General features: G+C 45.6%; 11 protein-coding genes and 1 pseudogene. 6 read left to right on the forward strand and 6 right to left on the reverse strand.

Annotated elements, in window-relative coordinates; genetic code table 11:
* Positions 1-126: 126 nt before the first annotated feature.
* On the forward strand, positions 127-6,804 hold the full coding sequence (locus ACR8BL_RS16935) for an InlB B-repeat-containing protein (RefSeq protein ID WP_434748686.1): 6,678 nt from the start codon (positions 127-129) through the stop codon (positions 6,802-6,804).
* Positions 6,805-7,448: 644 nt separating this feature from the next.
* Here the strand turns inward: ACR8BL_RS16935 and ACR8BL_RS16940 are convergent.
* From ACR8BL_RS16940 to ACR8BL_RS16965, 6 genes are all read right to left on the reverse strand, one after another.
* On the reverse strand, positions 7,449-7,748 hold the full coding sequence (locus ACR8BL_RS16940) for an IS3 family transposase (protein WP_434748687.1): 300 nt from the start codon (positions 7,746-7,748) through the stop codon (positions 7,449-7,451).
* Positions 7,696-7,848 (reverse strand): SDR family NAD(P)-dependent oxidoreductase, encoded by a 153-nt coding sequence (locus tag ACR8BL_RS16945; RefSeq protein ID WP_434748688.1) that lies wholly within the window; start codon positions 7,846-7,848, stop codon positions 7,696-7,698. The genes ACR8BL_RS16940 and ACR8BL_RS16945 overlap by 53 nt, the downstream gene beginning before the upstream one ends.
* Positions 7,849-7,998: 150 nt before the next feature.
* Positions 7,999-8,397 (reverse strand): PadR family transcriptional regulator, encoded by a 399-nt coding sequence (locus ACR8BL_RS16950; protein WP_434748689.1) that lies wholly within the window; start codon positions 8,395-8,397, stop codon positions 7,999-8,001.
* A gap of 96 nt (positions 8,398-8,493) precedes the next feature.
* On the reverse strand, positions 8,494-10,518 hold the full coding sequence (locus ACR8BL_RS16955) for a right-handed parallel beta-helix repeat-containing protein (protein ID WP_434748690.1): 2,025 nt from the start codon (positions 10,516-10,518) through the stop codon (positions 8,494-8,496).
* A 362-nt stretch (positions 10,519-10,880) separates the two neighbouring features.
* Positions 10,881-11,333: a HEAT repeat domain-containing protein gene (locus ACR8BL_RS16960; protein ID WP_434748691.1), complete on the reverse strand. Its 453-nt coding sequence runs from the start codon at positions 11,331-11,333 to the stop codon at positions 10,881-10,883.
* Positions 11,334-11,424: 91 nt separating this feature from the next.
* Positions 11,425-12,390, reverse strand: coding sequence for a YndJ family transporter (locus ACR8BL_RS16965; RefSeq protein ID WP_434748692.1), 966 nt, complete (start codon positions 12,388-12,390; stop codon positions 11,425-11,427).
* 364 nt (positions 12,391-12,754) lie between these two features.
* Between ACR8BL_RS16965 and ACR8BL_RS16970 the strand changes: the two are divergent.
* The 5 genes and pseudogenes from ACR8BL_RS16970 to ACR8BL_RS16990 all read left to right on the forward strand — a co-directional run bounded on the left by ACR8BL_RS16970 (position 12,755) and on the right by ACR8BL_RS16990 (position 18,966).
* Positions 12,755-13,141, forward strand: a pseudogene (locus ACR8BL_RS16970) (ArsR/SmtB family transcription factor).
* A complete protein-coding gene (locus ACR8BL_RS16975; RefSeq protein WP_434748693.1) occupies positions 13,141-14,004 on the forward strand; it encodes an aldo/keto reductase in 864 nt (287 codons plus the stop codon). Before ACR8BL_RS16970 ends, ACR8BL_RS16975 begins: the two are co-directional and overlap by 1 nt.
* 307 nt (positions 14,005-14,311) lie before the next feature.
* Positions 14,312-16,051: an ABC-F family ATP-binding cassette domain-containing protein gene (locus ACR8BL_RS16980; protein ID WP_434748694.1), complete on the forward strand. Its 1,740-nt coding sequence runs from the start codon at positions 14,312-14,314 to the stop codon at positions 16,049-16,051.
* A 288-nt stretch (positions 16,052-16,339) separates the two neighbouring features.
* Complete coding sequence (locus ACR8BL_RS16985; protein ID WP_434748695.1) at positions 16,340-17,425, forward strand: 5-methyltetrahydropteroyltriglutamate--homocysteine S-methyltransferase; 1,086 nt, start codon at positions 16,340-16,342, stop codon at positions 17,423-17,425.
* Positions 17,426-17,475: 50 nt separating this feature from the next.
* A complete protein-coding gene (locus tag ACR8BL_RS16990; protein WP_434758258.1) occupies positions 17,476-18,966 on the forward strand; it encodes an aldehyde dehydrogenase family protein in 1,491 nt (496 codons plus the stop codon).
* The last annotated feature ends 127 nt before the right edge of the window (positions 18,967-19,093 follow it).

Below are 19,093 nucleotides of genomic sequence, written 5' to 3' on the forward strand. Positions count from 1 at the left end.
TCCACTAATGCTCCACCTACCATGATAAAATCGACATAAATATTCCTATATTAGTGACAGTATTCGACATCGAAATGAGAGAGTCAATACGGTAGGAGAAGAGATACATAGTAGCTACTAGAGAGGATGAATAAATTGAAGAAGACGAGAAAACGGGGATGGAAGTTAAAATCACGACTTCTGGCGTTGATGCTCGTTATTAGCATGGTGGTGGGTTTACTGCCGATGCAGCAGGCTGCAGCGGCTGAACCAAGCGAATTTCAAAATGTTAGTTTAACGGATGGGTATCAAGATGTTAATCCAACGGACTGGTTTTATGATGCGGTTATATATGTCCAGAAGAATGGCATATTCAATGGAACAGGCGCTGATATCTTCTCGCCAAAGGGAACGATGACGCGTGCCATGTATATGACGGCGCTTGGAAGAATGGCAGGCGTAGATATAAGTAAGTATCCAATTTCGACTTTTGCCGATGTGCAGACTGGTGCTTGGTATGCACCTTATATAGAATGGGCGGCTGAGAAAGGGATTACTAAAGGCACGGGTGATCAAAATTTCTCTCCTGATGCAACGGTATCGAGAGAGCAGATGGCGACGATGACTTTGCGGTATTTCGAAAGCTATCAGATTCCCTATCAAACAGGCACTCACATAACGACGAAGCCCAGCGATCTCGTTAGTGTTTCCTCTTGGGCTGTTGATGCGGTCATTAAGCTGTGGCAAGCAGGCTTATTCGTTGGGGATGCCAATGGCAATTTCAACCCGCATGCGCAAGCGACTCGTGCGGAAGCTGCCGCTAGCTTTATGCGCAGCAATGCGGTTGTGGGGGCATGGAAGGAACAGAGTCAGGAGCCCCCGACTCCGACTCCACCTCCGACTTCTAATACGGATAATGGTAGCAACAACGGTGACGGCGGTAATAGCGGCGCCAACAATGGAGGGAATAGCAGTGGCAACAATAACACTGAACATGCGCTAACCTTTGAGAGCAACGGAGGTACATCAGTAGCTGGCCAGACGGTGAAATATGGCTCCAAGGCTATGGTACCTAAAGTGCCGACAAAGCTAGGCTATGTGTTCAGTGGCTGGTATAGCGATAACGACTTGACAGTTCCTTATGACTTCACAACAGCGGTAGTGACAGGGAATATCACGTTGTATGCGAAATGGGCGATTGATAAAAAAAATAGCTATTCGGTGAAATTCGACAGTAATGGTGGGTCGGCAGTGTTTGAGCAGAAGGTAGAAGAGGGCGCCGTGGCTGCTGCACCTGACGCGCCAACTCAGGAAGGCTATACATTCGATGGTTGGTACAGTGATAGTGACTTGGGGAGCCCTTACGGTTTTACAGCAGCGGTTACTGGCAACATTACATTGTATGCGAAGTGGACGAAGAATAGCTACACAGTGAGCTTTGACAGTAACGGCGGTTCGGCGGTAGCTCCTCAGACGGTACGAACTGAGGAAATGCTGAGTAAGCTGCCTGCCCCGACAAAAGAAGGGAGTATATTCCAGGGCTGGTTTAGAGACGAAGATTATTCACTCATTTTCGCAGAAGGCAGTACGGTTAATACGGATACGAAGTTGTATGCGAAGTATATTGATAACGTGAGCAATGCTGTAGAAAACAATCCTGGCTACTCGGTGCTAGATGTCGAGCCAAACTTCACTATCGCCGTCAACGCTGTAAGCAGCAGTATGACAGCAGCTGAAGTAAAAGCAGGTATGACATTCATCGACACTGCATATCCTGACCCCATAGAGCCTGCCGTCACTAGTGCGAATGGCCACTTCACTGTAGCATCTGCAGCTGAAGACGGTAAGTTCGTAGAAGGCAACACCTATCAGCTTACATTGACGGACGATCGCCTGACTTTCCAAGGTCAAGATGCGACGACGCGCATCTACGTATTTAGTGTTGCTAAACAAGAAGTTATGAATATTCCGTTGAATCCGAATATGGTCTATCTGGACTTCAAAGAAGTCGAGAATATGATGCTGGATGGCGTGGAAGTAGGTTCGCCTGCGATTCCAATCATTACGATGGGGATGGACGGCGGCGGTCTTGCTGCGGCGAATGCAGGTAGTGGAACATTCCAATATACGGGAGATGCTAGCATTCAAGTTGGCGCTACTGTCGCGATCTACGAAGGTGTTCGCCCCGATCAGCGCACGGTAAACACTACAGGTATGGATGACGGCGATATTGCCTACGTACAGATTACGAAGATTAACGGAACGACCTACACTTACACACGCGCGGACATTATGCAAGTGTTGTTCATGCCGGACGTGCTGCCTGTGAACATAGATATGGATATGGATGGCGACCAAGGCAAAAATTCGATTACGGTGGAACAAGCTGCAATGAACTACAGCGATGTTCGGTATGAGCCGTATGGCTTGAGTGAGCTGACAACTGTCGATATAGGTGATTTTATTGCTTTTTACGAGGGTGGATTAGCCGAGGGCGATGAAGACTTCAAAGTAATCAGTTATGGACGCATCACCTCAATTGTTCCTGAGGCGGAAATGATGGTTATTGCCTATGACGATGCCACCCCGGAAGATATCAAGCATGTTTTCGACATCTATCAGGAGCAAGAGATAGACGGTGAAACGCTGCTGTCGGAGGTAGAGATCGGCCAGCTTGAGGATCAAATTGAGCAGCAAGCGATAGACAGTGGCTTCGTTAATCAAGCTGCAAGCTATCTCTCTACTCTGGCGAGGGAGACGGATGTATTCAAGACCCAGATGGAAGTGAAGGGACTGGCGGCTTCAAGAGTCGCAGGCAAAGTATCGGTAGAGAATGTGACTGTGAAAGCTTCACTTGGGACGAGAGTGAAGAATATTGCCGGACGAACTTCTGGAGTAAGTGCCACGCTTCAAGTAGGAGCCGATATTGTCATTCGTATCCATGAAGAAAGCGATCTCGTCATCCATATGACTGGCACATTCCTTGAGGAGATAAGCTTGAGTCTAAACGTCAATGGCAATGCGGAATGGGAAGAGATATGCGGTTTTTTGGGTTGCATGACTCTACCTTTCCCGAAAGATTATCGGATCACCGCTAATCTGGATGCCTACAGCTATACCGGGCTCAACATTACAGCGGAGATTGCTACCGTCGAACATGATAAGCTAGCAGAGGCGCTGGGAAACTGGGATGCAGCGAAGAATGGCGGCAAACTCGGTAAAGTATTGGATATTGCAACAGAGATTCAAGCATTACTCGATGGTGTACAGGATAGCGGAGTCGATGCGGAGTCTTTGAAGGAACGATATAAAGAGATGATGGAGAACGAGACCGAGTGGGTTCCGTTAGTCAAGATAAAGCTTTTCAAGCAGAGCTTGCGCGTAGCTCTTAACATTGTCGAGATCGAGTTTTCGGCTGAGTTCGTGGTCAGCGCCAATGCGAATCTGACGGTCGGGGCTGATTTCAACTATATGACTGCCAAGCGCCTCTCAGCTACGCTGAGAGTGAAGGATTTCAGTGGCAATGTCCACACGACAAGATTGCAGGGTGACGGTGATTATCAGTTTACATTCTATGTCATGGGGATGCTGGGCTTGCGGGCGGGCATTCAACTGGAGCTTAAAGCAGGAATTGGCAGCGTTGATTGGAATAGTATCGGGATTTCTGTTGAACCCGGAGCTTATGTGAATTTATGGGGCTATTTCTATTATCAGCTGAAAGATATAAGCGGGAAGCGGCTCACGAAATCTTTCGGCGCTCTGTATGTAGAGATGGGCATCTATTTGGAAAGCGCCATAGGCGCCCAATTGGGCGATGGATTGGTCTCCGCCAGCGTGCCAATATATGAGGAAAAATGGCCTTTGTATACGGTAGGGGAGCAACATAATATTACTGACTTTGCCTATCCTCAAGATGATTCGCTTGGATTGAACTTGGCGGGGTCCGCGACATCCATCGCTCTGCCGGATTCGTTGTTCAAGATGAGTTTGTTTGATTTGAAGACAGGCGCCACCAATACTCGGGCATATGCTCTTTCAAGCTTCGATGTCCAGGTGGACAGCCCGAACTTCAGGTATAACGCAACCACCAAGAAGATCGAAGTAGTGGATACAAGCGGTACGGTGAGTAAGGGTAATCTGGTCATCACCTGGAAGGGAGCGCCGCTATCGTTCACGTCTGATCCGATCAAGCGCACGATTCCGTTGACTTGGCGCATTAAGCCAGGGGAGTACACCCTTCAACTGGATCCGCAGAACGGTGAAATGACGGAGATTGTCGTTGCCCGCCCTAACGCGGTGATCAGCGTGACGGCACTGGAATATCCGGGATACACCTTTGACGGTTGGTTTACGGAAGCTACTGGCGGCACGAAGATGACGATTCCGAGTACCATGCCAGCGGAGGATCTTAATCTGTACGCTCACTGGACAGTGAACACGGATACACCGTATACCGTTCAGCATTACTTAATAGACCCGAATACTGGGACATCGGCATCACCTGTCGTTACGGAAACGCTGACTGGCACAACCGATACGGAGATTCAGATCAACTCTGACCGATTCAAGGATCAAGGTTATACGAACGGGACGGCAAGCGGTGTGTACATCAAGGGCGATGGCTCGACAGTAGTGAGAGTGGAATACTACCCGACTGATCGAACCTTGACCTTCAATGGGGGTTATGCGGGTGCTCCTACAAGTTCGATTACGGCACTGTTCGGTAAGAACATTGCCGCTCGTATACCGGTGTTGACAAGACCGGGCTATACGTTCGCAGGATGGTCGCCAGAGGTGCCGAATATCATGCCAACTTCGGACATTACCTATACCGCAACGTGGACAGCGAGAGAGGACACACCATACAAGGTCGTCTACTTGCTGCAAAATATTGGCAGCGACACCTATACGGTTGCGGATACGGAATCGCATCGCGGGATAACCGATACCGTGGTGAATATGACGAATCCGAGATCTTATGTGGGCTTTACATTCGACAACAGCGTTCCAAGAACGGTGCAGATGAGCAAGATCGCGGGCGAAGGCACAACAGTGTTGAAGTTGTACTACACGCGCAATAACTACGCCATGACGATCAATTATAATAGCTCTGGCGTTGAGACTGATGTTGTTAACGTGCCGTTTGGGGCAACAACGGGATTGCACATTGGTACCCCGACCTGGCAGGGACATACATTCACGGGATGGTCGCCAGTTCCACCGACTACGATGCCCACACAAAATGTGACGATCACCGCTGGGTGGACGACTAACAGCTACAAGGTGAGCTTCAATAGCAACGGTGGATCCCCAGTAGCTGCCCAGACAGTAGGTTATGGCTTATCGGCAAGCAAACCGGATGAACCGATGAAGGACGGTATGGTATTCAGCGGCTGGTACAGCGATGGCGCGCTGACGAAAGCCTATGATTTCGCAACATTGGTGACGGCGGATCTCACGTTGTATGCGCAGTGGATGTACAGCTACAAGGTGAGCTTCGAGAGTAACGGGGGGTCAGCGGTGGCTGCCCAGAGGGTGAACGAAGGAGACAAAGCTACGGCAGTCGTACCGACAAAGGAAGGGTTTGTGTTCAGCGGTTGGTACAGCGATATGGGCTTGAAGGACGCTTATGACTTCGAGACTAGGACTGTTACGGGGTCTATTATCTTGTATGCGAAGTGGACAATTGTGCCCAAAAACAACTACGTAGTGAGCTTCAACAGTAACGAAGGTACGGAAGTCGCTAATTTGACGGTGGAAGAAGGCGCTGTGGCTAAGGCACCTGACGCGCCAACGCGTGAAGGTTATACGTTCACCGGCTGGTATAGCGACATAAACTTGAAGAATAGCTTTAACTTCTCGATAACACCGATCACGATGAACCTTTCGTTGCATGCAGGATGGCTGCGGAACAGCTACACGGCGAGCTTCGACAGCATGGGCGGCACGGAAGTGGCTGCTCAGAAAGTGAACGAAGGAGAAAATATTGCGGCGCCTGTTGTACCGATGAATGAGGGTTACATGTTCGGCGGTTGGTACAAAGATGTTAATATGAGTGAAGCTTACGACTTCGCTACACCAGTGACGACACATCTCACTTTGTATGCGAAGTGGAAGGTTCTTTACACGGTGAGCTTTAACAGCAACGGAGGATCCTCAGTGGCTGACCAACTGGTGACATCCGGCGACAATGCTATGGCGCCTGCCGTACCGACGCCTGTCGTACCGGAGATAAAGGATTTAGTGTTCGATGGTTGGTACAGCGACGAGGGTCTGAGTGAAGCCTACAGCTTCACGACAGCGGTGAGGGATAACCTCACGTTGTACGCGAAGTGGGTGGTTCCTTACACGGTAAGCTTCGACGCTGGCAGAGGATGGTACATGCCGCGTTGGCCAGCAGAATCTTATAAGGTATTTAAACAGACAGTGGCAAGCGGTGGTAAAGCTACGCCGCCTGACCTTATGCCAGTGTTTGAGGGTTACTTGTTCCGCCATTGGTACACCGATACTTCCGCAGATATAATGGAAGTTTACGACTTCACGACACCTGTGACGGAAGATCTCACGTTGCGCGCATTGTGGTGGCAACGATATATAGTGAAATTCCACACCAAAGGCGGCACGAAAGTGGCTGACCAGGAGCCGTGGCAAGGCGAGCCTCCTACGAAGCCTGAGGATCCAACGCTTGAAGGTTATACGTTCGCCGGTTGGTACAGCGACAGTGCTAGGAAAGAACCCTACGATTTCACGACAATGGTGCCGTATAATGGTGAATATCTTTACCATACGTTGCACGCGAAGTGGATATGGACAGGTCGTCCTTAACGGTGTACTCCAACAGCATGGGCGGATCGACAGTGGTTGAACAGACGCTGGAGCGACACTGTCACGGTTCCTGCCGAACCGACGAAGGACGGATAAAGGTTCATGGGTTGGTACTCGGACGTTGAGCTGACAATATTCTTCGATATCAGCAGGGTACGGGTGTTTGGAAGTGACATTACATTGTATGCGAAGTGGACGGCGCTACCGTGACTGCAAGTGGGAGACGGGCAGAACACGTTAGCGACAACATAGTCAAGTATCGTATTCGACAGCTAGTGTACTCCTTATGTTGCGTATGTAGATGCTGCATAAGGCAACAGGGGGAATGCGATGAAATACGATGGCAGTAGCTGGAGCGTCGTAGAGTATGCTGGTATCTCCGACGCTAATAGTTGTAACGTACGCCTCACTATAGACAGCAATAACAACATCTATGTGAGCTATATAGGAGACTACCACACCGGTATTGGAGATCTAGTGACCGTAATGAAGTGGTCTCCGTACTTACATTAACCTTGATAGATCATATTGGCAGAACAGCCTACTCCATCGGAGTAGGCTGTTCTGTCAAGTGGACAGTGTAAAAAAACAAAAATAGTTAGATTCGATTCCTCAGCTCGTTTGTATAGAGCTGAGGTTTTTTGTTATGCAGTTCGTCGGTATTCGTTAGGTGACAAACCACCCAACCATTTTGTATAGCGATAGTTGTTGTAATAGCGAATATATTCGCTAACGTCTTTAAGGACGTCTTCATAGGTCTGAAACTTTGTAAGATAATAGCTTTCCGATTTGTAAGTACCCCAAAACCGTTCAATAGGTTGGTTGTCCAAGCATCTGCTCACACGAGACATGCTCTTCACAAATCCGTATTTCATTTGGAGTCGATTATACTCATGAGATGTGTACTGGAATCCTCTGTCGCTTTGGAGGAGTGGTGAACGCATCGTTTGCTACTACGTTCCATCCTCTTTCAGCAAAATGTTTTACTGTAGCTCTCCCAATGCCTGATGAAGCACCCGTGATAAAAATGGTGTTCATAACCATTCCTCCTATAAGTTCTACTCTTGCACTAACTTCTCCAGGCTTACCAATCCCTCGGCAATGGTTGTAAGTTTAGCCTTATATTCCTCTATCCCGATTTGGATGCAGATGATCTGTGCTGGATGCATGTCATCTTTATAGAGAGAATACTGCTCAAGTAATTGATCTAACTTTTTTTGTGATACATCCTGGGCTTGCTTCAACCAACCAACCAACCACCTTGTCATACCCAACGAATTCACCAAAATAAAGCCTCATCATAAAATCAGATTTTCTGATGCTGTCTCCTTCTAGCGGCGCTAGTAAATAGGTGTTAAAACACTCTCTGCCTTTGGGTGTTATATTTAAAAGGTTTTTGTTAGGCTTACCGTCCTGTAGCACATTTTCCTTAGTGATCAACCCCTCCTTTTCCATTCGGGTAAGTGTAGGATAGATCGTTCCATAACTAGAACTATAGAAATTAGAGAATACATTTTCTAACAACTGTTTTATTTGGTATCCAGTCAACGCTTCTTTCATAAGTATGCCTAAAATAACATCCTGACTGTTCAAGATATGCCCTCCTTGTACATTTAGATTAGCTGGAGCGTAAGCTTACACACAAAAAAAGATCCAATCACCTAAAGTGACTGGACCCTCAATAACAAACTAAATCTCAAACTCAACACTACTATTCTCGGTTAATTCAAACGGGCCAGGTGTGACATCTGCATCGGGTCTCTTTATTCCGAAAAAGTCGAAGTCAAAACGATACGGAGTGCTGTCGGGTTCCTCATACTTCATATCGGCGTGATACGTCTTGCCAAGCAGGTCGGTGGTGACCAGCATGGGAGAGGTTCCGCGAAGCAATTCGGGATCATGGATCTGAATGTGCACTTTGCCTAGTGCAGGATTCATCTCAACGTTTATGCCCTTCTGTGTATAGATCTTCGTATCGGATTCATGAGTACTTGGAACCGCATGGTTAAGAAATAAATTGCCACCCATAGCTACCGGAAGAACGGCGTTTCCTATAAAGAAATCCTTCGCGGCATCGCCAAGCTCCATAAGCTCCTCTTTGGTGTATTCCCACCACTTTTTATCTTTGACATCCGGATGTTGATCGTAGCCGCCAAGTCCCACAGCATGAAGATAACAAATGGAATTGTCCGGCACACCATCCATGACCGTATTGCCGTCCTCTCCAACTGCATCTCTTGGTTTCAGGGGAAGATGCTCAAAAAAGGTGATTGGAACAGGTTCTTTATTCGCGTCATTATCACCCAAAAAGATATTGTTGTAGTACCGATCATCGCCTCCAGTAATATTGGAGTATCCTGCCATGGCCGTCTCGTGAGGGAAGTGATATGGCGTAATACGAGTAATCTCGGAACGAACGACAAATTGGCCTGCAAATAAATTATGGGCAAATGCGCCGCCCTGCGCCATATTTCTGAAATTCATGGGCGAGAGGAAAAGATTATGATCGACCATATATGGACCATGGCACACCTCAACGAAGAGGTCTTCAGAGATATTGTCAAAAAATACATTACGGCTGATGCGAGTGCCCTGTGCCTGCCAGTCAAGCCAAAGCGCGCGGTAACAGCTATACATTATATTTTCGCTAATTATAGTATCCAGGGAAGCATGCAGTTTAATTCCCGCTACTTCAGCACCATGTCTGAGTCGTTTGTGGTGAATATTATAAATACGGTTCTGGTAAATACGGCTGAAGGCTGCTCCCATATGGCCCACAATACCGGCCTGTTCACAATCATGAATCACATTACCTCGAACGATGTGACTGCCGACGTTATCCTTATGCCAGCCGGAGCGTAATGCGCGTAAAATAACCTCCTGCTCCCGTTGAGTCCCACCTTTACTATGCTTCTCCAACGACGTGCTGTGACCTGTACCGATTTCGGTACCCAGGCTGATACCAACGCATTTGGATTCACTGATTATATTGTTTTCAATAATCCAGCCCTTACTCCAGTGAGGTCCGATCAAACCTTCCTGGTAGTCCGTAGGCGGCGCCCATTGAGGAGAGGCTTGACGAAGGGTGAAGCCACTTACGGTTATGTAGTTCAATCCTGGCTTCTCAGGCCAGAAGCAATAAGGACGTACATTAATCTCTACATTTTCCTTACGAGGGTCTTTTCCACCAAAGTTGGCCCAGATTTTTGTTGTTGTAGAACCGACCTCGGCATACCATTTTAACAATGAATCCTTGGGATACTTGGCTTCGGACCAAATTTCAGGGTTGTGAACGCTTTCAATACTATCGCATTCATACAATGATTTGCCATCCAAATAGACATCGCCGAGATGAATTGGGAAGGGCCCGTCAAACAACCAGTCTCCACTGAGCTCTACCTCATAGGGATTACGAACGGAAAAGAGGGAATTGAGCACTTCGGTGCTCCAAACATCGTCTCTTTCAGACTTCCAGTCGGTAACCCGCTCAGCGCCTGTAATAACTACCTCGCCGTCTCCTGCGGATCGATAGACGATTCGATGCTCCGCTGTTCCTCCGTTAGCCGGGTTAACCCATTCTCTGTATACTCCCGCATGAACAATAACTGTATCACCAGCCATGGCATGAGCCGCAGCGCGTGATATGGTACGAAGGGGTTGATCTGCGGTTCCTTTTCCTTGATCACTCCCATGTATGGATACATGATATTCCATAACAACTCTCCTTCTATTTTAAAATTATTGTTGTATCCCGTTATTATACTAAAAAATAAATGTAATGGGAGAGATAGGAAGATGGAAGTTCTATGAACAAGTGCTCGGTGACGCTTATCTGATGGAGGTGACCCTAATTAAATAGAGAAGGAGCTGTCCCAAAAGGGTACCGACGGATAAGCCAGTCCCAAACGTTGAACGGAAAAGCCTTCAAAACCACCGCTAAAGTGGGTTTGAAGGCTTCTCTCTTGCTTGAACTCCTGTCTAAAGTGGGGGCTGAAAAATCATAACATGACTTTTGGGACAGCCCCTTTGTACTGAGCTATTATTTTGTACTCAACTATTCATACATTGAACGACGGTTATCTTCTACCTAGTGTTTCCCAAATTCCATGGAGCCAGGAGTCGAACTCAGCATCTTTGTCGCCCTCGTAAGTATCATAAAGATCCAGACGTGTCTTTTGCAGTTTTTCCTTGAATTCCTCAAATGTGTGACCTTCAGGAAGGCTTTTTTTGATCCGCAGCAAAATTTTGTTAGTACCTTTAAACAGCTCACCTTTGTTTTTGGCAGGCATCTGTACATCTTCATCCAACTGTTTGAGCTTGAGATATGCGGCTTCGCGCACTTGAAACACTTGATCATTTTTCAAAACATTCTGCAGTAACTTAATGGTAGGTTCTGTATCCCAGTTCCCCAATTCGTTCACCGCATTCAGTCTGTCTCTCCAGCTTGACGTCCGATTAGCCGCACGTTTGAGCTCTTCAAAGTTTTCAGGTAGTTCGTTAACTGCTCCAATATCATGGTTGTTCGTCAAAATTCAATCTCCTTAATCATCGCCATCTCGGCAGAATGATGAATGTTAGTTATTTGATCACTATTATAGCACGAACCTGACTAAACTACTCCTATGAAGCCGATTGGTTAGCCATATTGTTAACCATGTACACCCAACCAATGAGTCCACATAAGACAAAACCAAACGCATGCAGAGCTCCATAAATGGGAATAAAGTCGAGTATGGTTAAGGAATACATTTTTTTCAGTAACGGATAGAAGATGGAAATGACTACAACCGTGTAAAAGGCTAGACAAGAAAGGCTTAGGAAGATGGATGCCTTAATATGCAAAACGTTTTTTCTCAAGTAAGCAAGGAGATAAGCGGTATAAACGACAATATTACAAGCGAACAAAGCGACACCAATGTACTCGATCGGCTTGGAGAAAATCATTCCAAAAGCAATCAATAGCGGTCCGATAATATCGATGGCAACCACCCAAGGATACCAGCTTTTTTTTGCCATAATCCGTCCCAGTGCACCAATAAAAATCGGAACGATTGCAGATGAGAAATGAAAGTGAACCGAGCTTAAAGCGTGCGTTGCCACATTAGCATTGAAGAGATCGACTTGATATTGATATAACGTAAACCACATGCCCCCGATAAAAAAATAAACGAGTCCCGCACCAATCGCTATTTCCGCTGCTTTTCCTTTAGAAATAACAATCGTGCTCAAGCCATAGATGCCAAGCAGTAGTGTGAACAGTAACCACCCAAGGGAAAGAGTCCCTGGTATTGCCGTGCCTTCGAATCCCCACATCTTATTACTCATAACGGAAAATAAGGTAAGAAACGCGGCAGGATATTGAAGCCATTTCATAAGAGCGTACATCATTCGTTGTTGTGTATTCTTTGCATCATATCTCAAAAGCAAAATGACAAGAGGTACAATCACAAATGCCGCAAACAGTATAAATTTTTCAACAAGTTGGAATTGGAAGTAATCCAAATAAAATATAAGAATTGTCATGATTCCACCGGGAATCACAGGTACTAGTGTGGACTTCGTCCTTTGCTTCAGAGAACGATTCATGGTAGCCCCTTTCTAAGCTATGTTTGTCATATAAACTTCCTTCATTCGGTTATGTAGCATCCTTTAGGATAGATAGGCAATGCTCGTTTAAGTTTATCACATTTAATTTTCAAAATATTTCCCAGTTGATTTACACGGGTATCTATTTAGTAGATGGAAGTTCACTATGGCTAACATATAAAGCGAGTCCCTCTATACAACATGGTGACCCGTACCACCGCAAGTAACAGCAAGTTTTCGGGAAAACTACTCGTGTAATTGGAAAAATGTTGTTCTTCGTTTTCTTTCCCAAAGTGCTACGGTGTCTCAGATCGTGGTATCTTATATTCGTCAAAAGAATTAAACGGTTCAACGAAAAGGGGAGATTTCCGTCGAACAGCAATTTTTGAACACGATCGCGAGCGAATTTAAGAAGAACCAGAAGGTGCTGAATGCAATCGGAGACGAGACTCGGCAGGCGATCTTGCTGGCCCTGATTCAAGGTCGGCAGAAACCCGGCATGCTTGTGGGTGAGATCAGAGTGCAAACGCACCTCTCCCGGCCTGCTGTCTCGCATCATCTCAAAATATTGAAAGACGCGTAGATTATCAGCGTTCACAAAGAAGGAACCCGTAACTTTTATCGTCTGGACGCCGGAAGTAAGCTGATGTCGTTGAAAAATTTGGTGAACGAAATTGATAAACTTTTTGAACATTGTGAGGAGCAAGACACGGAACCGCGATCCCGAACCAATGAAAGGGATGATCTTTGATGAAACGTACAATCCAGGCACCAAACGGAGTCGACATTCCTCAACTCGGATTCGGCCTATACAAGATCAAGAAAGGGGAATCTTTCGAGAAAACGGTCGAGGAAGCTATTCGCATCGGGTATCGCCATTTCGATACTGCGAAAATTTACGGTAACGAAGCAGCGCTAGGCCGAGTCATTCAAAAAAGTGACATTCCTCGAGAGGAGTTCTTCATCACCTCGAAAGCATGGACGACGGATCTCGGATACCATGCGACGAGAAAATCATTTGAGCAAACTTGCCAGAGGCTGAACGTAACGTATCTCGATATGTACTTGATTCATTTTGCCGGTGCTCACTATGTGGATGCTTGGAAAGTGATGGAAGAGTTGTACGACGAGGGACGGATCAAAGTCATAGGTGTAGCTAATTTTGAGGTTGAGCATTTGGAACACCTCAAGAAACATGCCCGGATTTCGCCCATGGTGAATCAGATCGAAACACACCCGGAATTCCAACAACGCGAACTGCATGATTATATGGTGAAAAATCAGATTCTGCATGAGGCCTGGGGCCCGCTGGGACAGGGGAGCAAAGAATTGCTGGAGCATCCGGAACTGCTTGCAATCGCTAGTAAACATCGGAAGTCGGTGGCACAAGTCATTTTGCGCTGGCATCTGGAACGGGGAATTATTGCGATCCCGAAATCGTCAAATCCTCGAAGAATACAAGAGAACAGTGATCTATTCGACTTTGAGTTGAACGCAGAGGATATGGAACAAATTCGCCGCTTGGACACGGGTAAAAGATACTCCGTAAGCCCGACAGGTCTTATGGTTAATCCGATTTACGTCAAAATTATGAAGCTATTCAGTCGTCCATAATCACGTATAAAGAGAGGGTCATCCAACAAGGATGGCCCTAAACATGCTGCATACAGGGATGTATAGGACGGAGAAAGCCTACTCTTCATATGGCGGCACACAGGTTCCTCTTCAAGATGTTGTTTCTTTGGTCAAACACCTGATCGACATAGCCAAACTTTGGTTCGGGCCAAGATATACAAATCAATTGTACTCGCCCCCAATCAGTGTTACGCTGAGAATCGAAACCTCAGGCTTATTCAAATTTACGTTTTGCAACAATCCCACACAATAATCACACAATTTAGATACCAAGAAAGGTAACACCATGATCAAAGCCCAAAATCTATCTTTTTCTTTCCCGCAAAAAGAACTCTACAATAATATTTCATTCACGCTTGAAGAAGGCCAACACTGTGCCTTTATCGGCACAAGTGGCAGTGGTAAAAGTACGCTGATTGAGATCCTGATGGACCCGGAAAGACATTTGTTCGAGGGGAAGCTGGAGATCGATCCGGATTGCACAATCGGGTATATGAGTCAGTTCTCACAGGTAGATCCAACGACAGATATGACTGTTTTTGAATATATCGGGGAAGAATTTATCAAGATCCAGGATGAAATTACAGCGATATATGCGGAAATGGAAACCACATCGGATATGGATTCGCTGCTGGAAAAGGTTCAATCCGCTCTGGACGCACTGAGTGCAATGGGCGGCGATGATTTCGAAAGTACCATTCATAAACAGCTAAATCTGGCCAACCTCTTGAAGCTAAAAGACATTAGCATATCCTCCTTAAGCGGCGGGGAATTCAAGCTTATTCAAGTGATGAAGGAAATGCTCCGTAGACCTGATCTGATGATTATGGACGAACCGGATGTATTTTTAGACTTTGAAAACCTCAATGCGCTTAAAAAGTTGATCAATTCCCATAAAGGCATGTTATTGGTCGTTACGCATAATCGCTATCTGTTGAATCATTGTTTCAACAAAATTATCCACCTCGAAAACACGGAACTCCAGGAGTTCGACGGACGATATATCGAGTATAATTTCTCCTTGTTACAGACGAAGATTGAGCTGCAAGAGATCGCGGTTGCAGAGGCGGAAGAGATCGAGAGATACGATGGTGTCATCGAAAATCTCAGAGCGATCGCAACGATTAATTCGGAAGCTTCCAGAGGAAGAGCGTTAAAGGCGAGAGTGAAATTTCAAGAACGATTGGAAGCGCGTAGAATCAAAGCACCGTTTGTGGATATTAAACAGCCGAATATTCGATTTGATCTGGATCATAAAGTCGAAGAAAGTACAGCGGTCAAGGTCAATAACTATAGTGTTTCCTTTGACGATCTGCTTCTGGAAGATGTGAACTTCGAGATCAAATCGACAGATAAAGTGGCTATTATTGGCCCCAATGGTACCGGGAAAACGACGTTACTTCGTGATATTTTCAAAAATAATCAGGATTCCATTGAAATCAATGAAGATCTCAAAGTGGCTTATCTATCACAGCTTCAAGGCGAAACGCTCAAAGATTCGAATACGATCCTCCATGAATTCATCGATGCCGGGTTTGAAACGTATGATGAGATCAGAGCCTATCTTGTGAACTACGGCTTTGAAGGTGAAATTCTGGATCAAAAGATCGAATCGCTGTCTGGCGGCGAAAAAAATATACTTCAATTGGCCAAAGCGGCTGGCGTTCAAGCCGACCTGCTGCTTCTTGACGAACCGACAAGCCATTTGGATATCTATACGCAGATCGCACTGGAGAAAGCCATTGAAGAATATCAAGGCGCGATCCTCATGATTTCCCATGATTTCTATTCCGTCGTAAATGGTATGGATTATGTACTCATCATTGAGGGCAAGACGATTAGAAAAATGAGTATGCGCAAATTCAGACAAATGATATATGCTAGTCATTTCAATAAAGACTATTTGCAAAATGAACAAAATAAAAAGGCTGTTGAAATGCAAATCGAATTGGCCTTGAAAAATACTGATTTTGAACGCGCAAAAGGCTTGGTCGATGAACTGGAAGGGATCATCAAGCAGTTATAATCATCATAGCTGGCGCGCAGCAAATAGACCAATCTTAATATCTTGATTATATCCGATTCATAAGTATTACGTTTGTTCTCCAGCGCACATGAAATGGTCATAACGATGGTCCTAGTACTTCGCTACACTATATATATCCATGACCCTATGCGGTTGTGGATTTTTTGCTTTCTAAGGTCTTCTAGCTATTGTTAAAAGCTATGACCAGTCATGCTTTTTTCATATAACCTGTGATCTTTTCGATCATGCTATACTCAGTTAACTAAAAAGTGAGAAGGAGAAACATCTATGATACCATTTCGGAATGATCATGTAGGTAGCTTTCTACGTCCTGCGAATTTAAGTCAGGCGCGCGAACAATATAAAGCAGGCAACTTTACATATGAGGAATTAAGAGCTGTAGAAGATAAAGAGATTATTCGAATCATTGAAAAGCAAAAGGAAAATGGCGTACTCGCCGTTACGGATGGTGAATTCCGTAGAAGCTGGTGGCATTTTGATTTTCTGGGCGGCTTGGATGGCGTAGAGCTGTATGAGGAAATTGATGGACCTCAATTCCATAACATGCAGACTCGTAAGGGTGGACTTCGGGTAGTGGGTAAAGTCGATTTCTCTACGCATCCCTTTGTTGAGCATTTTGAATTTTTGAAAAAGCATGCAGGTGACGCAGTGGCAAAACAGACCATTCCAAGTCCGAATATGCTTATTTATCGATTGGAAAATGGTGCAAATAGCTATACGGATCGGGAGCAATTCCTTCAAGATACGGTTGCGGCATATCAAAAAGCTATTCAAGCCTTCTACGATGCAGGATGTCGTTATCTGCAATTAGATGATACGGCCTGGGCAGACCTATTCTCAGAGGCTGGTCACGACAAGTTACGTGCTAAAGGTCTGGAACCGGCGGAAGAGTTGAAAACGATGCAGCGCATGATTAATGAAACCTTGGCTCATAAACCGGCAGATTTAGTAGTGACGATGCATATTTGTCGGGGGAACTATAAATCTAACTATTTCTCAACGGGTGGTTATGATTATGCTTCTGAAGTTATATTTGGAGGCTTAAACGTAGATGGATTATTTTTAGAATTCGATGATGAGCGTTCAGGTAGTTTCGAGCCATTAAAGTATGTGAATCGAAAAGATTTAAAAATCGTGCTGGGTTTAATCACATCGAAAACCGGCGAGTTAGAAAATAAAGAACAGATTAAAGCCCGCATTGCAGAAGCGGCAACCTATGTTCCCCTGGATCAACTTTGTTTGAGTCCACAATGCGGTTTCTCATCTACAGAAGAAGGCAATATCTTAACCGAAGAACAACAATGGCGCAAACTTCGTTACGTTAAGGAAATTGCAGAAGAAGTATGGAATTAATGAGTTTTCATAAGTTGAATTCATATACACATTAACGGAGGGGGTTTCAAATGACAATTCAAGCAGACCAAGAGACAGTTACAGTTGAAGCCTTCATTAATGGTCAACATGTAAAATCCCTTTCGCAGTTACCCAAAGAGAATCCGGCTAATCCAACTGAAATCGTAGGCTATTTCCCTGTCACTACGAAAGAACAAGCAGTTGATGCGATTGAAGCGGCGGCAGGGGCTTTTAAAACATGGAAACAGACCTCCATTGATGAACGCATTGAGTTGATGCGTAAGGCGATCGAGAAGATTAGAGCAGCTGAGAACGACATTGTGCAGTTGCTGTCCAGAGAGCATGGCAAGCCGCTGTATGATGCACATGGTGAGATTTATGTTTCATTAATGTGGATGGAGTTTGCTTGTAATGAAGCGAAAGCAGCTCTACAAGAAGAGATCCAAGAGCATGATCACGGTAAAACGATTCTTTCCTATGATGCAATCGGTGTGGTGGCAGCGATTAGTCCATGGAACTACCCTATTGCTTTATCTACAATTAAGATCGCTCCTGCCTTGCTTGCGGGTAACACGATTGTGCTCAAACCAAGTCCATATGCACCACTGGCGGCGGCGAAGGTGGCCGAGATCATTGCGAGTGGGTTCCCTGCGGGTGTAATCAATGTCGTATATGGTGATGCGGACGTGGGCGTTGAACTGACGAGTCATCCTCTTGTTACAAAAATTGCCTTTACAGGTGGAACCGCAACAGCGAAGCATATTATTAAAGCAGCTTCGGAAACAATTAAGGATATGACGCTGGAGCTTGGTGGTAATGATGCGGCTATCTTCTTGGAGAGCTTTGATGTTCATGATGAGCGGGCAATGCGTCGGATTGTCATTTCTAATTTCCTGACAACAGGCCAAATCTGTATGATCGCCAAACGTGTATATGTACACCGTTCGATTTATGATGCTTTTGTGGAAAAATATATAGAGGCAGCCAATCGCTGGATTCGAATTGGTGATCCATTTGATTCCAATACGACAGTGGGTCCAGTTAATAACCTGAAGCAGAGAGAGTATGTACAGGGTTTGGTAGAAGATGCGCAAAAGCGCGGGGCTAAGGTCATCCCTCTTGGTCAAATTCTTGATCAGAAGCTGTTTGAACAAGGGTACTATCTACAACCTACGCTTGTTTTGGATTGCGATGTTCATGATCCGATTGTGGTGGAGGAACAGTTTGGTCCTACCGTTCCCATTCTGCCATTTGACGATGAAGAACAGGTTATTCAACTACACAATGAAAGTATATATGGGTTGACGAGTTCTGTGTGGGGGAAAGAAGAGGAAGCGATCTCCGTTGCACGACAGCTCGAAGCTGGAACGACAATGATCAATACAGCTGCTGTACAGGGGCTGGATGTTGGTTTCCCATTCGGCGGCTTCAAGCAATCGGGTATTGGCCGTGAATACGGCGTAGAAGGCATCCGTACGTATACTGAAAAGCATGTCATCAACGTTCCGAAAACACTGGATCTTCCGTATATACCCGAATAAATTCTAAACCACAAAACTTCCACATCGTACAGGGAATGAATATGATGTGAAATAAAAATTAGACTCCATATTTGCGTCCTATCTACTGATTGTTCATCAGTAGGCAGGGCGCTTTTTTGTTATATAT

Source organism: Paenibacillus amylolyticus (assembly GCF_051136285.1).
GTDB lineage: Bacteria > Bacillota > Bacilli > Paenibacillales > Paenibacillaceae > Paenibacillus > Paenibacillus amylolyticus_F.

What these genes read in the sequence shown, in the direction of transcription:
- ACR8BL_RS16980 (WP_434748694.1), top strand. Translation starts at nt 14,312, where the DNA reads ATGATCAAAGCCCAAAATCTATCTTTTTCTTTCCCGCAAAAAGAACTC.
- ACR8BL_RS16985 (WP_434748695.1), top strand. Translation starts at nt 16,340, where the DNA reads ATGATACCATTTCGGAATGATCATGTAGGTAGCTTTCTACGTCCTGCG.
- ACR8BL_RS16975 (WP_434748693.1), top strand. Translation starts at nt 13,141, where the DNA reads ATGAAACGTACAATCCAGGCACCAAACGGAGTCGACATTCCTCAACTC.
- ACR8BL_RS16940 (WP_434748687.1), bottom strand. Translation starts at nt 7,748, where the DNA reads ATGCGTTCACCACTCCTCCAAAGCGACAGAGGATTCCAGTACACATCT.
- ACR8BL_RS16965 (WP_434748692.1), bottom strand. Translation starts at nt 12,390, where the DNA reads ATGAATCGTTCTCTGAAGCAAAGGACGAAGTCCACACTAGTACCTGTG.
- ACR8BL_RS16935 (WP_434748686.1), top strand. Translation starts at nt 127, where the DNA reads ATGAATAAATTGAAGAAGACGAGAAAACGGGGATGGAAGTTAAAATCA.
- ACR8BL_RS16945 (WP_434748688.1), bottom strand. Translation starts at nt 7,848, where the DNA reads ATGGTTATGAACACCATTTTTATCACGGGTGCTTCATCAGGCATTGGG.
- ACR8BL_RS16955 (WP_434748690.1), bottom strand. Translation starts at nt 10,518, where the DNA reads ATGGAATATCATGTATCCATACATGGGAGTGATCAAGGAAAAGGAACC.
- ACR8BL_RS16990 (WP_434758258.1), top strand. Translation starts at nt 17,476, where the DNA reads ATGACAATTCAAGCAGACCAAGAGACAGTTACAGTTGAAGCCTTCATT.